The organism is Streptomyces sp. LZ34, assembly GCF_053890475.1.
This window is the reverse complement of record NZ_CM132680.1, coordinates 11,489,652-11,504,544: the sequence shown is the minus strand read 5'-3', so window position 1 is coordinate 11,504,544 and position 14,893 is coordinate 11,489,652. Positions and strand designations below refer to the sequence as shown.

13 protein-coding genes are annotated in these 14,893 nt (G+C 69.9%); 10 read left to right on the top strand and 3 right to left on the bottom strand.

What is annotated here, in order from left to right:
* Positions 1–10 precede the first annotated feature (10 nt).
* From ACWY4P_RS49755 to ACWY4P_RS49735, 5 genes are all read left to right on the top strand, one after another.
* Positions 11–1,366: an ABC transporter substrate-binding protein gene (locus tag ACWY4P_RS49755; protein WP_456207403.1), complete on the top strand. Its 1,356-nt coding sequence runs from the start codon at positions 11–13 to the stop codon at positions 1,364–1,366.
* Positions 1,359–2,342: a carbohydrate ABC transporter permease gene (locus ACWY4P_RS49750; RefSeq protein ID WP_456207402.1), complete on the top strand. Its 984-nt coding sequence runs from the start codon at positions 1,359–1,361 to the stop codon at positions 2,340–2,342. The genes ACWY4P_RS49755 and ACWY4P_RS49750 overlap by 8 nt, the downstream gene beginning before the upstream one ends.
* Positions 2,339–3,217, top strand: a complete 879-nt coding sequence (locus tag ACWY4P_RS49745) for a carbohydrate ABC transporter permease (protein ID WP_456207401.1) — start codon at positions 2,339–2,341, stop codon at positions 3,215–3,217. The genes ACWY4P_RS49750 and ACWY4P_RS49745 overlap by 4 nt, the downstream gene beginning before the upstream one ends.
* A complete protein-coding gene (locus ACWY4P_RS49740; protein WP_456207400.1) occupies positions 3,214–4,203 on the top strand; it encodes a zinc-dependent alcohol dehydrogenase family protein in 990 nt (329 codons plus the stop codon). Before ACWY4P_RS49745 ends, ACWY4P_RS49740 begins: the two co-directional genes overlap by 4 nt.
* Positions 4,204–4,315: 112 nt before the next feature.
* Entirely contained in the window at positions 4,316–5,707 is a 1,392-nt protein-coding gene (locus tag ACWY4P_RS49735) for an NAD(P)/FAD-dependent oxidoreductase (protein WP_456207399.1), read from the top strand.
* Between the two features lie 35 nt (positions 5,708–5,742).
* Here ACWY4P_RS49735 and ACWY4P_RS49730 read toward each other — a convergent pair whose 3' ends face one another.
* Positions 5,743–6,510 (bottom strand): HpcH/HpaI aldolase family protein, encoded by a 768-nt coding sequence (locus ACWY4P_RS49730; protein ID WP_456207398.1) that lies wholly within the window; start codon positions 6,508–6,510, stop codon positions 5,743–5,745.
* Positions 6,511–6,822: 312 nt separating this feature from the next.
* Between ACWY4P_RS49730 and ACWY4P_RS49725 the strand changes: the two genes are divergently transcribed.
* Complete coding sequence (locus tag ACWY4P_RS49725) at positions 6,823–7,653, top strand: DeoR/GlpR family DNA-binding transcription regulator (protein WP_456207397.1); 831 nt, start codon at positions 6,823–6,825, stop codon at positions 7,651–7,653.
* A gap of 454 nt (positions 7,654–8,107) precedes the next feature.
* Positions 8,108–9,211, top strand: a complete 1,104-nt coding sequence (locus tag ACWY4P_RS49720) for an aminotransferase class V-fold PLP-dependent enzyme (RefSeq protein WP_456207396.1) — start codon at positions 8,108–8,110, stop codon at positions 9,209–9,211.
* A 174-nt stretch (positions 9,212–9,385) separates the two neighbouring features.
* Here ACWY4P_RS49720 and ACWY4P_RS49715 read toward each other — a convergent pair whose 3' ends face one another.
* Together ACWY4P_RS49715 and ACWY4P_RS49710 are read right to left on the bottom strand one after the other, a co-directional pair.
* A complete protein-coding gene (locus ACWY4P_RS49715) occupies positions 9,386–10,216 on the bottom strand; it encodes an alpha/beta hydrolase (protein WP_456207395.1) in 831 nt (276 codons plus the stop codon).
* Between the two features lie 130 nt (positions 10,217–10,346).
* Positions 10,347–11,429 (bottom strand): DUF5937 family protein, encoded by a 1,083-nt coding sequence (locus ACWY4P_RS49710; RefSeq protein ID WP_456207394.1) that lies wholly within the window; start codon positions 11,427–11,429, stop codon positions 10,347–10,349.
* A gap of 224 nt (positions 11,430–11,653) precedes the next feature.
* Between ACWY4P_RS49710 and ACWY4P_RS49705 the strand changes: the two genes are divergently transcribed.
* From ACWY4P_RS49705 to ACWY4P_RS49695, 3 genes are read left to right on the top strand one after another with little or no spacing between them, the layout of a single operon-like run.
* Entirely contained in the window at positions 11,654–12,667 is a 1,014-nt protein-coding gene (locus ACWY4P_RS49705) for a Bug family tripartite tricarboxylate transporter substrate binding protein (RefSeq protein WP_456207393.1), read from the top strand.
* Complete coding sequence (locus ACWY4P_RS49700; RefSeq protein ID WP_456207392.1) at positions 12,664–13,257, top strand: tripartite tricarboxylate transporter TctB family protein; 594 nt, start codon at positions 12,664–12,666, stop codon at positions 13,255–13,257. Before ACWY4P_RS49705 ends, ACWY4P_RS49700 begins: the two co-directional genes overlap by 4 nt.
* A gap of 1 nt (position 13,258) precedes the next feature.
* A complete protein-coding gene (locus tag ACWY4P_RS49695) occupies positions 13,259–14,761 on the top strand; it encodes a tripartite tricarboxylate transporter permease (protein WP_456207391.1) in 1,503 nt (500 codons plus the stop codon).
* Positions 14,762–14,893 lie beyond the last annotated feature (132 nt).

The window sequence follows — 14,893 nt, the reverse complement described above, 5'->3', positions numbered from 1 at the left end:
TGGACCCGTTATGCCCATCCTGACACTTCGTGCTGCCCGGATACCGGTCGTGGCCATGGCCGCGGGAGCGCTCCTCGCCGGGTGCGCCGGTATGGGGGGCGGTGGTTCCGGTGGCAAGACCATCAACGTCCTGATGGTGAACAACCCGCAGATGATGGATCTGCAGAAGCTCACCGCCAAGCACTTCACCAAGGAAACGGGCATCCGGGTCAACTTCACGGTGATGCCCGAGAACGACGTCCGCGACAAGATCAGCCAGGATTTCTCCAACCAGGCCGGGCAGTACGACGTCGCCACCATCAGCAACTTCGAGGTGCCGTTCTACGCCAAGAACGGCTGGCTGCTGCCGCTGGACGACCATGTCGCCGACGACCGGGCGTTCGACCAGAAGGACATCCTGCCCTCGATGCGGCAGTCCCTGACCGCCGACGACGGCAAGCTGTACGCCCAGCCGTTCTATGGCGAGTCGTCCTTCCTGATGTATCGCAAGGACGTCTTCGCCGAGAAGAACCTGACGATGCCCAAGCGCCCCACCTGGGAGCAGGTCGCGGACCTCGCGGCCAAGGCCGACGGCGCCCGCAAGGGGATGAAGGGCATCTGTCTGCGCGGGCTGCCCGGCTGGGGTGAGCTGATGGCCCCGCTCACCACGGTCGTGAACACCTTCGGCGGCACCTGGTTCACCAAGGACTGGAAGGCGCAGCTCACCTCCCCCGAGTTCACCGCGGCGACCGAGTTCTATGTCGACCTGGTGCGCAAGCACGGCGAATCCGGGGCGGCCCAGTCGGGCTTCGCCGAGTGCCTCAACAACCTCACCCAGGGCAAGACCGCCATGTGGTACGACGCCACCTCCGCCGCCGGGTCGCTGGAGGGCACCAAGTCCCCCGTGCGGGGCAAGATCGGCTATGTCCAGGCGCCGGTGGTGAAGACCAACAGCTCCGGGTGGCTCTACACCTGGGCGTGGGGCGTGCAGAAGGCGTCCCGTAACAGCGACAACGCCTGGAAGTTCGTCTCCTGGGCCTCCAGCAAGAAGTACGAGGCCCTGGTCGGCAAGACGTACGGCTGGTCCAGCGCGCCCGCGGGCAAGCGGGCCTCCACCTACGCCAACCCGGAGTACCGCAAGGCGGCGGGCACCTTCTCCGAGGTCACCCGCCAGTCCATCACCAGCGCCAATCCGCGCGACCCGGGTGTGCAGCCGCGGCCGACCATCGGCATCCAGTTCGTCGACATCCCCGAGTTCTCCGACCTCGGGACCAAGGTCGCCCAGGAGATCAGCGCCGCCATCGCCGGAAAACAATCCGTCGAGTCGGCACTCAAGAAGTCACAGAAGCTGGCCGAGAAGGTTGGCGAGGAGTACCAAGATGACTAATCCACTCACGGCGACGCCCGTGCGCAGCGGACCGCCCCCGACCGTGGCCGTCTCGCCCCGGCGCCCCCCGCGGGCGCCCAAGGCGGCCCGGGCCTGGGCCACGCGGGCGCCGCTGATGCCCGCCCTGATCTTTCTGATCGCGGTCACCCAGTTGCCGTTCGTGGCGACCTTGGTGATCTCCCTCTTCGACTGGAACTCGCTCAAGCCCGACGAGCGCGAGTTCGCCGGCCTGTCCAACTACACCTCGGCGGCGAGCGATGAGGCGCTGCGCGAGTCGATCGTCACCACCGTGCTGCTGACCGCGACCGTGGTCATCGTGAGCGTGGTGCTCGGGTTGCTGCTGGCCCTGCTGATGGACCGTAAGTTCCGCGGCCGGGGGCTGGTGCGCACCATGCTCATCGCGCCGTTCCTGCTGGTCCCCGTGGCCTCCGCGCTGCTGTGGAAGCACGCGCTGTACAACCCGGAGTACGGGCTGTTCAACGGCGCGCTCAGCTGGCTGGGCAACCTGTTCGGCGTGGACAACCCGCCGCAGCCGGAATGGGTCTCCGACATGCCGATGCTCGCGGTGGAGGCCTCGCTGGTGTGGCAGTGGACGCCGTTCATGATGCTGATCCTGCTGGCCGGGCTGCAGGGCCGCCCCCTGGAGATGATCGAGGCGGCCCGGCTGGACGGGGCGAGCAACTGGCAGATCTTCCGCTATCTGACCCTGCCGCATCTGCGGCGCTATCTGGAGCTGGGCACCCTGCTGGGCTCGATCTACATCGTGCAGAACTTCGACGCGGTGTTCACCATCACCCGGGGCGGGCTGGATACCGCCAACCTCCCGTACACCATCTACGAGACCTTCTACAACGCCCACGAGTACGGGCAGGCATCCGCCGCGGGTGTGCTGGTGGTGATCGGCACGATCATCATCGCCACCTTCGCGCTGCGTGTGGTGTCGTCCCTGTTCCGTGAGGAGGCGTCCCGCGCATGACCTCCTTGACTGCCCCTGCCCAGGTGACCGCGGTCCCGCCGGCCGCCCGCCGGGCCCGCCGCCGCGGCGCCGCGCTGGGCCTGCTCGCCTGGCTGACCGGCATCGCGTTCGCCCTGCCGGTCGCCTGGATGGCGCTGACCTCGTTCCACTCCGAGGCCGACGCCGCCACCAATCCGCCGTCCCTGACCGCTCCGCTCACCCTCGACGGCTACCGCGAGTTCTTCGGGGTGAACGGCGGCGCGGACCCCTGGCCGCCGCTGCTCAACTCGCTCGGCGCGAGCCTGTTCTCCACCCTCTTCGTGCTGGTGCTGGCCCTGCCGGCGGCGTACGCGCTGTCGATCCGGCCGGTGCGCAAGTGGACGGATGTGATGTTCTTCTTCCTGTCCACCAAGATGCTGCCGGTGGTGGCCGGGCTGCTGCCGGTGTACCTGTTCGCCAAGAACACCGGTTTCCTGGACAACATCTGGCTGCTGGTCATCCTCTACACCTCGATGAACCTGCCGATCGCGGTGTGGATGATGCAGTCCTTCCTCTCCGACATCCCGGTGTCCATCATCGAGGCGGCCCAGATGGACGGCGCCAAGCTGCCGACCGTCCTGTTCCGGGTCGTCGCCCCGATCGCGGGGCCCGGCATCGCCGCCACCTCGCTGATCTGTTTCATCTTCAGCTGGAACGAGTTGCTGTTCGCCAATGTGCTCACCGGCGTGGTCGCGCAGACCGCACCCGCGTTTCTGACCAGCTTCGTCACCAGCCAGGGCCTGTTCCTGGCGCAGGTGTGCGCGGCCTCGATCGTCATTTCCCTCCCGGTGCTCGCCGCCGGTTTCGCCGCCCAGGACAAGCTGGTCCAGGGCCTTTCGCTTGGAGCAGTCAAATGAGAGCCGCCGTCATCGAAGCCCCTGGCAAGGTCACCGTCGCCACCGTCCCCGACCCGGCCCCCGGGCCACGCGAGGTGGTCATCGATGTAGCGGCCTGCGGCCTGTGCGGCACCGATCTGCACATCCTCCAGGGGGAGTTCGCCCCCACTCTGCCGATCGTCCCCGGACACGAGTTCGCCGGCGAGGTCGTCGGCATCGGCAGCGAGGTCACCGAGGTGGCGGTGGGCGACCGGGTCGCCGTCGACCCCTCCCTCCACTGTCATGAGTGCCGCTACTGCCGTATCGGCCGGGGAAACCTCTGCGACCGCTGGAACGCCATCGGGGTCAGCGTGCCCGGCGGCGCCGCGGAGTTCGCCGTGGCGCCGGTGGCCAACTGCGTACGGCTGCCCGGGCATGTGGACGTCGCGGACGCGGCGCTGATCGAGCCGCTGTCCTGTGCGGTGCGCGGCTACGACGTGCTGAACAGCCGACTGGGCAACGAGGTGCTGATCTACGGGTCGGGGACCATGGGCCTGATGATGCTGGAGCTGGCCAAGCGCACCGGGGCGGCGAGCGTCGACGTCCTGGACATCAACCCCGAGCGGCTCACCACCGCGAACCTGCTCGGCTGCTCCCGCGCCGCCGCCTCGGCCGATGAGCTCGACCAGCCACGCGGCTGGGACGTGGTGATCGACGCGACGGGCAACCAGGCCGCGATCCAGGACGGACTCGGCCGCGTCGCCAAGGCGGGGACATTCCTTCAGTTCGGTGTCTCCGACTACGCGACCAAGGCCGTCATCGAGCCGTACAAGATCTACAACCAGGAGATCACCATCACCGGCTCCATGGCCGTGCTGCACAGCTATGAGCGCGCCGCCCAGTTGTTCGCCACCGGGGTGCTCGACCCGAAGGTCTTCATCAGTGACCGGCTGCCGCTGGAGCAGTACCCGCAGGCGCTCGAGCAGTTCCGGTCGGGACAGGGCCGGAAGATCGTCGTCGAGCCCTGACACCCTGGCGGGATATCGCCCTTCCCACCAGGCACGGTTGACGGCCCGATCCCCGCGCTGCAGGCTCGGGCCGTACTGATCACCGATCACTGGAGACGAGGCGGGGTACGGCATGAGCGGCGACGCGGTGGTGGTGGGCGGTGGCCTGGCCGGAACGCTGGCAGTGGCGGCGCTGCTCGGGCACGTGGACACGGTGACCGTCATCGAGCGCGACCGCTACCCGGAGCAGCCGATCTTCCGCAAAGGGGTGCCCCAGGGCCGCCATCTGCACGTCTTCCTCTCCGGCGGGCAGCGCGCCCTGGAGAGGCTGCTGCCCGGGACCGTCGCGGAGTTGGAAGCGGCCGGCGCGCACCGCATGGAGGCGCCGCGCGATGTGCTCACCAGGACCCCGCACGGCTGGCACCGCCGCCTTCACGAGGGCAGACACGCCGTGATCAGCTGCACCCGACCGCTCCTGGACGCCACCGTACGGGCCCAGGTCCTCGCCAGGGCCGCCGAGTCCGGGACCCAGGTGGAGGTGTTACAGGCGTGGGAGGCGGTCGGGCTCCTCGGCGGCGCGGACCGGGTGACCGGGGTCCGGGTGCGCTCGCGCGACGCCGGGCGCGCCGAGCGGGACCTGCCCGCCGACCTGGTGGTCGATGCCTCCGGGCGCGGCTCGCGCGCTCCGCGGTGGCTGGCGGAACTCGGCCGCCCGGCGCCGCGCGAGGAGGTGATCGACGCCGGAATCGGCTACTCCACCCAGATGTTCCGGCCCGCCAAGCCCTTAAGCATGGCCGTGGTCCTCGAGCCCAGGCCCGCTCTCCCACGCGGCGCGGCGTGGTCGCCCGTCGAGGGCGGCAATTGGCTGCTGACACTGGCCGGGGTGCGCGGTCATCACCCGCCGACCGACGGTTCCGCGGTACCCGACTTCGTGGCCTCGCTCGGCGAGCCGTATCTGCTGGACCACCTCAAGACCTGCGAAGCGGTGTCCCCGCCGTACGCCTACCGCGACACGGCCAACCGCCGCCGCGACTACCACGCTCCGGGCGGCGTCCCCGAGGGTTTCCTCGCGGTCTCGGACGCCGCCTGCACGTTCAATCCGATTTACGGGCAAGGGATGTCGGTGGCCGTCCTGAGCGGACTGGCCCTGCGTGAGTGCGTGGCCGACGGCGGTCTGCGCCGTCCCGGCTTCGCGGCCACGGCCCAGCGTGCCGTCGCCCGGGCGGGAGAGACCGCGTGGCTGACCGCCGTCGGAGCAGACCGCCCGTACGCCGCGGGTGCCGACGACACCCCGCCCGGGGCGGCCGAGCGGCTTCAGACCTGGTACTTCGGTCGACTCGCGGCCCGGGCGACGCATGACCCGGTGGTCGGCGCCGCCTTCCGCGACGTCACGCATCTGACCGCGCCCCCGTCGCGGCTGCTGACCCCCACGGTCGCCCTGCGCACGATACTGCTGCCACGGCGCCCGGGACCGGCGGACATCCCTCTGCGGGCGGAGGGCGCGGTGGGTTCGCCCCGCACCTGATACTCCCGTCGGTCGTAGCCCGGCGCCGGCGGCGGTCAGCCGCAGGCGTCGCGGAGGTGGCTGGCCGCGGCCTGCTCCAGGTGGACCAGGTCACTGCTGACCGTGGCGAAGGTGAAGCCCTGGGCGAGCCGCTTGGCGGCCGTGGCGCCGTTCGGGCAGTGGATCCCGGCCGCGATGCCCGCCGACTTCGCCGCCTCGGCCACCTTCACGAGCGCCGCCTCGAACTCCTCGGCGACCGAGGTGTCGGTGGAGGTGCGCCCGCCGAGGGCGATGGTGAGGTCGGAGGGGCCGATATAGACGCCGTCGAGCCCTTCCGTGGCGCAGATCTCCGCGGTGTTGCCGAGCGCCTGAGCGGTCTCGATCATCACGATGCAGGCGACCTGCTCGTTCGCCTCGGCCGGGGTCGGCCCCACCCGCAGGCCGGAGCGCATCGGCCCGTAGCTGCGGACGCCGTGCGGCGGGTAGCGGCAGGCGCTGACGGCGGCGGCCGCCTCCTCGGCGGTGTTGACCAGAGGGACGATCACACCGCGGGCGCCGGCGTCGAGGGCCTGGCCGATCCAGAAGCCGTCGTTGGCCGGGACCCGGACCATGCCGGCGCTGGTGCCGCGCGCGTCGATGGCGGTCATCGCGCCGAGGGTGCCCTTGTAGTCGAGGAGGCCGTGCTGGGCGTCCACGCAGATGTAGTCGTAGCCGAGCCCGGCCAGGCGTTCGGTGCCGACCGGGTTGTCGAGGACGACCCAGTAGCCGAGGATCCGCTGTCGTGCGCGCAGACGGGCCGCGAAGTCGGCGGGGGAATTGCTCATGGGGTTAGCTTCTCTCCTTCGGGGTCGGGGTCGGCAACCGGGGGGTGGCAACGGGGGTGGCGCCCGGAGCGACGGTCGTGCCCATCGGCCTTGTTGGCCTGATGGGTGAAGGCGGCACATCGGCCGACGAGCTTTCCGCCTTCATCAGCCCTCCCCGCTCAGTGCGCGTTGTGAGCAAAACGCTCGCATGATTGCATGTAACACGCAAGACTCCCGGCCACAACAGTCGAGAAACGGCGCGAAATGCGCAGACTGATAGGGTGATCCGCCAATCGCGGCCAGCCGCGGCCAGTCGCGGAGAGGATGACAGGCATGAGTCCGGCAAGTTCGCGCACATCACGCACGACGGCCGCACCGGCTGGGGCGGAGGACCGCAGAAGGCTGCGGGCCCCGGAGCGCCGGGCGCTGATCGCCCGCATGATCCAGACCGACGGAACCGTCGTCGTCGAGGAATTGGCCCGCTCTCTGGAGGTCACCCCGTCCACGATCCGCCGGGACCTCGCCCTGCTCACCGAGCAGGGCGCCATCGCCCGCACCTACGGCGGCGCGATGAGCGCGGGCCATACGGCCGAGCCTACGCTCGGCCAGCGCAGCGGCCTGGCCGTCGCCGAGAAGGACCGTATCGGGCGCTGGGCGGCGGCGCGGATCGCGCAGGGGGACACCGTCATCCTGGACGCCGGAACCACCACCGGACGGCTCGCCCACCATCTGCGCGGCCGGACCGAACTCACCGTCATCACCAGCGGGTTGACCGCCCTGCGGGAGCTGGCCGAGGCGGACGGCATCGAGCTGATCACGCTCGCCGGGACACTGCGCCACGTCAGCCAGGGCTTCGTCGGCCCGCTCGCCGAGCTGACCCTCTCCCGCCTCACCGCGGACAAGGTGTTCCTGGGCGCCGACGGCCTCGACGCGAAGCTCGGCATCTGCGAGGCCAGCCTCCAGCAGACGGCCCTCAAGGAGCTGATGGCCCAGCGCGGCGGACAGGTGTACATACTGGCCGACAGCAGCAAGCTCGGTCAGTCGCCCTTCACCGCCTGGGCCCCGCTGACCGGGCCCTGGACGCTGGTCACCGACAGCGGCGCCACCGATGACCAGCTCGCGCCCTTCCGGGCCCTGCCCGAGGTGGACGTGGTCACCGTCTGACCCTGTCGGTCGGCTCAGCGCGGCCAGAGCCGGCGCAGCCATCGCTCCGTGCCGCGGAAGAACATCTCACCAGCCACGTACCGCTGTTGCGCCGCCTGACGCCCCGGCACAAGGCGCACAGCCGGCAGATGCTGCCGTGCCCTCCAACATCCCCAACCGGCGGGCAGGGTCTACGCTGTGGCCTGCGGCCACCACCTGATCTTCGTTTGTGCACACAGCAAACGAAGATCGCCGGTGGCCGCACCTGTCTGCGCACCGCCCCTGACCAGCCAGATCATCATCTATGGGTGGAGTACTAGTGCTCGCCATCCGACAAAAGACAGGCGTCTGTACCGGACGCTGGGCGAATAGGGTCCCGATGAAATTCGATCTTGCAAAGGCTCGTGCTGATACGCCGGGCGTGGCTCATGTAGTGCATTTGAACAATGCGGGTGCGAGTCTCACACCGCGGGTGGTGACCGAGGCGATGACCCAACACCTGGAGCTGGAAAGCAAAATGGGCGCCTACGAGGCTGCCGAGCGGTCTCAGGACTCCATCGACCACGCACACGATGCGATCGCGACGCTGATCAACGCCAAGCGCCAGGAGATCGCCGTACTCGACAGCGCGACCCGGGCGTGGGGCATGGCCGTGGCCAGCATTCCTTTCACGGCGGGCGACCGCATTCTGGCCTCCCCCGTCGAATACGGCAGCAACCACATCCTGCTGGTGCACCTCGCCCAACGCCTGGGCGTGTCACTGGAGTTCATACCTGTCGACGCGAACGGGCTGGTGGACGTCGCGGAACTGGAGAACCGGCTCGACGACCGCGTCAAGCTGATCGCGATGGCGCATGTCCCGATGCACGACGGGCTCGTCAACCCGGTGGCCGAGGTCGGCGCGCTGGCCCGCAGATCCGGTGCCCTGTTCATGGTGGACGCATGCCAGTCGGCCGGGCACCTGCCGGTGGATGTCGAGCGCATCGGGTGCGATCTGCTGGTCGGCTGCGGACGCAAGTTCCTGCGCGGGCCACGCGGCACCGGCTTCCTGTACGTCCGTCAGGCGGTCGCGAGCCGGCTCACCCCGGCCGTGCTCGGTCTCGACGGGGTGAGCTGGAACTCCGGCACCTATCATCTCGCCCCCGGTGCGCCACGGTTCGAGACATGGGAGGTCAACGCCGCCGCCCGGATCGGCCTCGGTGTGGCGGTCGACTACGCACTCCAGTGGGGGGTGGAGCACACTTGGCGGCGCATCCGGCACCTCGCGGCCGACCTCCGCGAACGCCTTGCCGCGGTGCCAGGGGTACGGCTGGAGGACCGGGGGGTGGAGCGGTGCGGCAACGTCGCCGTCACCTTCCGGGACCTCGACCCCTTCCACGTCAGGTCGGAGTTGCTGCGGTACGGCATCAACACCTGGGTGTGTCTGGACAACGCCGCATGCCACGACATGCAGCTCAGAGGGCTTTCCAGGCTGCTCCGCATCTCGGTGCACTACTACAACACGGAGGAAGAGGTGGAGCGCCTCTGCTCGGCGCTCGAAGTGCTGACCGCCGGTAGGAAGGCGGGGGTGTTCGCGTGAGTTCCGCCCCGTGGATCAAGCGCCCGCGCCCGCGCCCCCGTGCCCGCGCCCGGCTCTTCTGCATACCGCAGGCGGGCCCAGGACCGCCGTGCCGGCTGCGAGGTCCATTCGCCCCGCGGCCCGGGTGTCCCCGGACCGCGGTGAGTCGAAGCGTGAATCCGCGATGCCGCTGCTTCAGGAGACGCGCGGAAGGACGCGTGCCGCGAACTGCCGGACCGCGTCCAGCACGCCCATGCCTTGGTGCGCCACTCCGGGCACGATGTCGAGTGTGACGTCGATACCCAGCTCGGTGTAGTTGTCACGCAGGGCGGTGATGCGCTCCACGCGGGTGCGGCCGACGGCATCGGCGCCGTCCATCCAGTTGGAGTCGCCCGGGTTGTTGATCTCCCAGGTCTCGGTGTCCTCCGCCCCGACCACCATGTGCACCGGCACCTTGCGGATATCCTCCAGCCGGACGGGGACACCGAAGCGCTCCTCGAAGCCCGCCGTGCCCAGCCACCATTCGCGGTCGGGATCGATCAGTGTGACCCGGCCGGGCGCGCCGATGGACACTCCGCAGAGCCGGTCGGGGTGCAGATACAGAAAGCGGTGCGCGAACTGGCCACCGCCCGAGAAGCCCTGTAGCAGAAAGCGCTCGGTGTCGATGGTGAACCGTTCCCCGGCCTCGGCCACGATCGCGAGCAGCACCTCGTCGTACCGGATGCCGCGGTACTCGATGAACTTGAAGTTGTGCAGGTCATCCGGGTCCCCGATGCCCGCCGGGAACAGCGGGGCGAGCACGGCGCAGCCGTGTGCTTCAGAAAACTCGGCCATCGCGTCCCGGTACTGGGCCGCGGTGCGTCCGGTGCCGTGCTGGATCACCATCAGGGGCAGCGGTGTGCTGGTGGTCTCGTGCACGGACGGGATGTGCAGGCAGTATGAGAACCGCTGGTCGTGCTGTGACGCGAACACGGTGGTGGAGCCGGTGCGGTAGAACGCCTTGGTGGTCTTGACGCGGGGGGTCACGTATCGCTTCCTTCTGCCGTTGCGGGTCTCGCAACGATCGGCAACAGCCGCATACGGACTCAAGATGATTGCCGCACGAGTGTCAATGGTCGCCGGTCCGCCGTCCTCCCGGGGCAGCAGCGTCCGACGGTCAGCGGTGCAGCGCGGCGAGCAGATCGACACCCAGATTGCGCACGGCCTCCTCGTCCAGCTGGTAGTGCACCCGCGCACCCTGCCGGTGTGTGTGCACCATTCCGGCTTCCCGGAGCTTGCGCAGATGGCGTGACATCTGCGGAGGAGTCATCTCGAACTGGGTGGCCAGCTCGGTCGTCGTCATCGACTGCCGCAGCAGCGCGCGGCACAGCCGGATACGCAGCGGCTCGTCCAGGGCGCGCAGTCCGCGCACCACCGTGTCCAGGGCGGGCGGCTCCGCACCCGCCCCGTCGCGCACCGGGTACTGCACCACGACCGGATATCCGGGGTAGTGCTTGATGGCCAGGTGCGGGTTGATGTGCAGCGAGGGCACCAGCAGGCAGGGGTTCTCGGCGAGGCTGGCCCGCGCGTTGTACAGCTTGTCGAAGACCACTCTGGGCGGATCCTGCTCCAGGCGGGCCGTGGGGAATCCGGCCAGGACCCGGGCGCCGTATCGGGCCTGTTCGTGGGAGCGGACCCGGGCGTCGGCCTCCAGGGTGCCGCGCAGCCGGCTCCACTCCGCTTCGAAGACCTCCTCGGCCACGGCGGACAGGAAGGCGGTGAGGGCGTCGCGGAAACCGGACGGATCGGCCAGCAGGCGCACGCCCAGGGCGAACCGGCGCTCGGAGATCTGCCGCACCCGGGCCAGGAAGCCCTCCGGCGAGCGGATGCCCTGCCTGGCGCCGGACCACGGGACATGACTGTTCTTACCGACGAGCGCCTGCTCGGTCATCTCCGTGAACGTCTTCTCATCCAGCCGCGCCACCTCCGCCAATTCCTCCTCCAGGTCACGCTCCGGGCCCGTGGTGAGAGGCAGCAGGTAGCGGGCGCGGAACGCGCCCCACAGCGGCGCCCACCGCGTGGCCCGCTCAAGCAGCCGCTCGTCCGCGCCCTGCAGCACCGCGCCCACCCAGCGCCGGCTGGCCGGATGGTGGCGTGGGCCGTCCAGTGCGTGCAGACACGCGCACAGCTCGGCGAGCGGGGACAGTCGGGTGCTGATGCGGAGCTCCGGGGCGGGCCCCAGCTCGATCACGATGGGCATTCGAGCAGCGTCGTTCATTGACGCCTTTGCGTCAATCGTCTTGTGGGCACCGGGCGGGGCGGCGAAGCTCCGAGCCCCGTTCCCCTTCTCCCTTCCCCTGTCCCCTCCCCCTCTTCTCCTCGTCCCTTCCCTCTCACCTATCCTCCATCCGCCGTCCACCGCCGTCCTCCGGTCCCCCTTGGTCCCCTCCCTCCCCCTCCCCTCTCGGCAACGGAGCATCCCTCATGCCCCCACTCCTCAGAAACGGCCCACGCCTGGCTCTGGTCGTCGCCCTGGCGGCCACCGTGAGCACCGCCTGCACCGTCGGTTCCCTGGACGATTCGGGTACAGCCGTCGGCTATCCCTCACGCGGCCTGTCGATCCTGGCTCCCGGCAGCGTCGGCGGCGGCTGGGACGCCCGGGCACGCGGCATCAGCTCCGCGCTCACCACCTGCAAGATCACCGACGAGGACGTCACGGTCACCAACGCCCCGGGCGCGGGCGGCACGATCGGGCTCGCCCGGATGGCCGGGCGCGGTGGCGATCCGTACCAGCTGATGACCATGGACACGGTCACCATGACCGGTGGCGCCATCCAGAACCGCTCCCCCGTGAAGCTGTCCTCGCTCACTCCCGTGGCGGGGCTGACGGTGAGCACAAGCGCGATCGTGGTGTCGGCCAAGTCGCCTTTCCGTGACCTCGCCTCGGTGCTGGCCGCCATGCGGAAGGACCCCAAGGGGACCTCGTGGGTGGGCGGCTCGCTGGGCGGCCCGGACCACATCACGGTGGCCTCCTTCGCCAAGGCCGAGGGCATCCCGGCGCACAAGGTCACCTATGTGCCCACCGGTGGCGGCGGGGAAGTACTCAACCTGCTGCTGAGCGGGGCCTCGAAGGTCGGTCTGTCCACGCTGGCGGAGCTCCGTCCCCAGATCGAGGCCGGAAAGCTGCGGGTCCTCGCGGTCAGCGGCGATGCCGCTCCCAAGGGCATCGACGCTCCGACGCTCGCCGAACTCGGTTACGCGGACGAGGGCGTGGAGAGCGTCGGCGGGGTCATGGCCCCGCCGGGGATCAACGACGACGAACAGCGGGCGATCGTATCGCTGGTGGACCGGATGCGGCGGACCTCGTGCTGGAAGCGGACGTTGGAGCAGAACGACTGGAAGGGCGTATGGGTGCCGGGGAAGAAGTTCGGTGCTCTGATCAAGAAGCAGCAGCGTCAGGTCGGCCAAGCCCTCAAGGCAGTGGGGCTGGGATCATGAGCGCGCGGAACCCGGCGGGCGGGCTGGAGCCGGCGGGCGGTGCGCCCGAGTTGTCCGAGGTGACCGAGGTGACCCGGCAGGAGACCGGAACGGGTGACCCGGCAGGGACGGGCGAGCGGCTGTGGGGGCCGAAGGTGGCCGCGCTTCTCTTCCTCGCGGCGGGCGTGGCCGTGCTGGGCTGGGCCTTCGCCATCCCGAAAGCGGGCATCGACCAGGACGTGGGCCCCCGGGCGTTCCCCTTGCTGGTCGGTGCGGGGCTGTGCGTATCGGCGGTGTTCGCCGTCGTCCAGGCCTTCCGCGGCACCGACCCCGCGCAGACCGAGCAGGCGCGCGAGGAGGCCCGGCTGACCGAGTGGCGCCCGGTCGCGGCCCTGCTCGCGCTGCTGGTCTGCTACCTGTTCGCGCTGGCGCCATGCGGCTACTGGCAGTCGACCGCCGTGCTCTTCACCCTGGTCGCGCGGGTGCTCGGCAGCCGCCGGACCCTGCGTGACGCCCTGATCGGCCTGGTGCTGGCCCTGGCCGTGTACTTCCTCTTCGACCGTCTGCTGGGCATCCACCTGCCGCCCGGCATCGTCCGATTGGCATTCTGACATGGGTGTGCTCAACGACCTCGTCGGCGGTTTCGCCAACGCGTTCAGCCCGATGCACCTGCTGCTGGCTTTCGCGGGCTGCACGCTCGGCTCGCTGGTCGGCGTGTTGCCCGGCCTGGGCCCCGCCACCACGGTGGCGCTGCTGCTCCCGCTCACCTTCGTCTTCGACCCCACCGGAGCGCTGGTGCTGTTCGCCGGGATCTACTACGGCGGCATGTACGGCGGCTCCACCACGGCCATTCTGCTGAACGTGCCCGGGGAGACGGCGTCGGTCCCCACGACCCTGGAGGGCCATCCGATGGCCAAGTCCGGGCGGGCCGGGGCCGCGCTCGCGACGGCCGCCATCGGTTCGTTCGTGGCCGGCACCATCTCCACCGTCGCCATCACCTTCATCGGCCCGGGCATGGCCCAGATCGCCGAGAAGATCCAGCCGGCCGAGTACTTCGCCGTGATGGTCCTGGCCTTCGCCACGGTCACCGCGGTCGTCGCCGACGCCCCGGCACGCGGACTGTGCAGCCTCTTCCTCGGCCTCGCCATCGGGCTCGTCGGCATCGACAGCCTCACCGGTCAGGCGCGCTACACCTTCGGGGTGCCGGAACTGTACGACGGGATCCAGATCGTGGCCGTCGCCGTGGGCCTCTTCGCGATCGGGGAGGCCCTGTACACCGCGGCCAGGATGCGGCGCGAGCCCGAGCAGGAGATGCTCCCGCTGAGCGGCAAGATCGGCATGAGCCCCGAGGACTGGCGGCGGTCCTGGAAGCCGTGGCTGAGGGGCACGGCGATCGGCCTGCCGATCGGCGCCCTGCCCGCGGGCGGCGCGGAGATCCCCACCTTCCTCAGCTACAACCTCGAACGGCGGCTGTCCCGGCACAAGAAGCAGTTCGGCAAGGGCGCCATCGAGGGGGTGGCCGGTCCCGAGGCCGCCAACAACGCCGCGTTCTCCGGGGTGCTGATGCCGCTGCTGACGCTGGGCATCCCCACCTCCGCGACGGCCGGCGTCCTGCTGATCGCGTTCCAGATGTACAACGTCCAGCCGGGCCCGCAGCTGTTCGACACCCAGCCGGGGCTGGTCTGGACGCTGATCGCCAGCCTCTACATCGGCAATTTCATGCTGCTCCTGCTCAACCTGCCGCTGATCCCGCTGTGGGTGAAGCTCCTGCGGCTGCCCCGTCCGCTGCTCACCGCGGGCATCCTGGTCTTCGCCGCACTGGGCGTGTACGCGCTCTCGCAGAACGCGGTCGACCTCGGGATCGCGGTGCTCTTCGGAGTCCTGGGCTTCGGGATGCGGCGCACCGGATATCCCGTCGCCCCACTGATCCTCGGCGCGGTGCTGGGCCCGATGGCGGAGACGCAGTTCCGCCGCACACTGGCCTTCAGCGAGGGTGACTGGACGGTGCTCCTGACCCGCCCGCTCTCCGCGGCGATCCTCTGTCTGGCAGCCGTCGCCCTGGTCGGGCCGATGGCCGTACGCAGGCTGCGGCGCCGACCGGTGACGGCCTCCTGAAGGCGGCACCGGGTAACCGGTGACATGTGGCCGGCACCAGGGACGGTGCACAGCCCGTGCGAAGGGCACACACCCGCGCACGAGCTCGAACAGCGCCCTGGTGCCGGCACCGAGTGGGGTGCGGCCACGGAG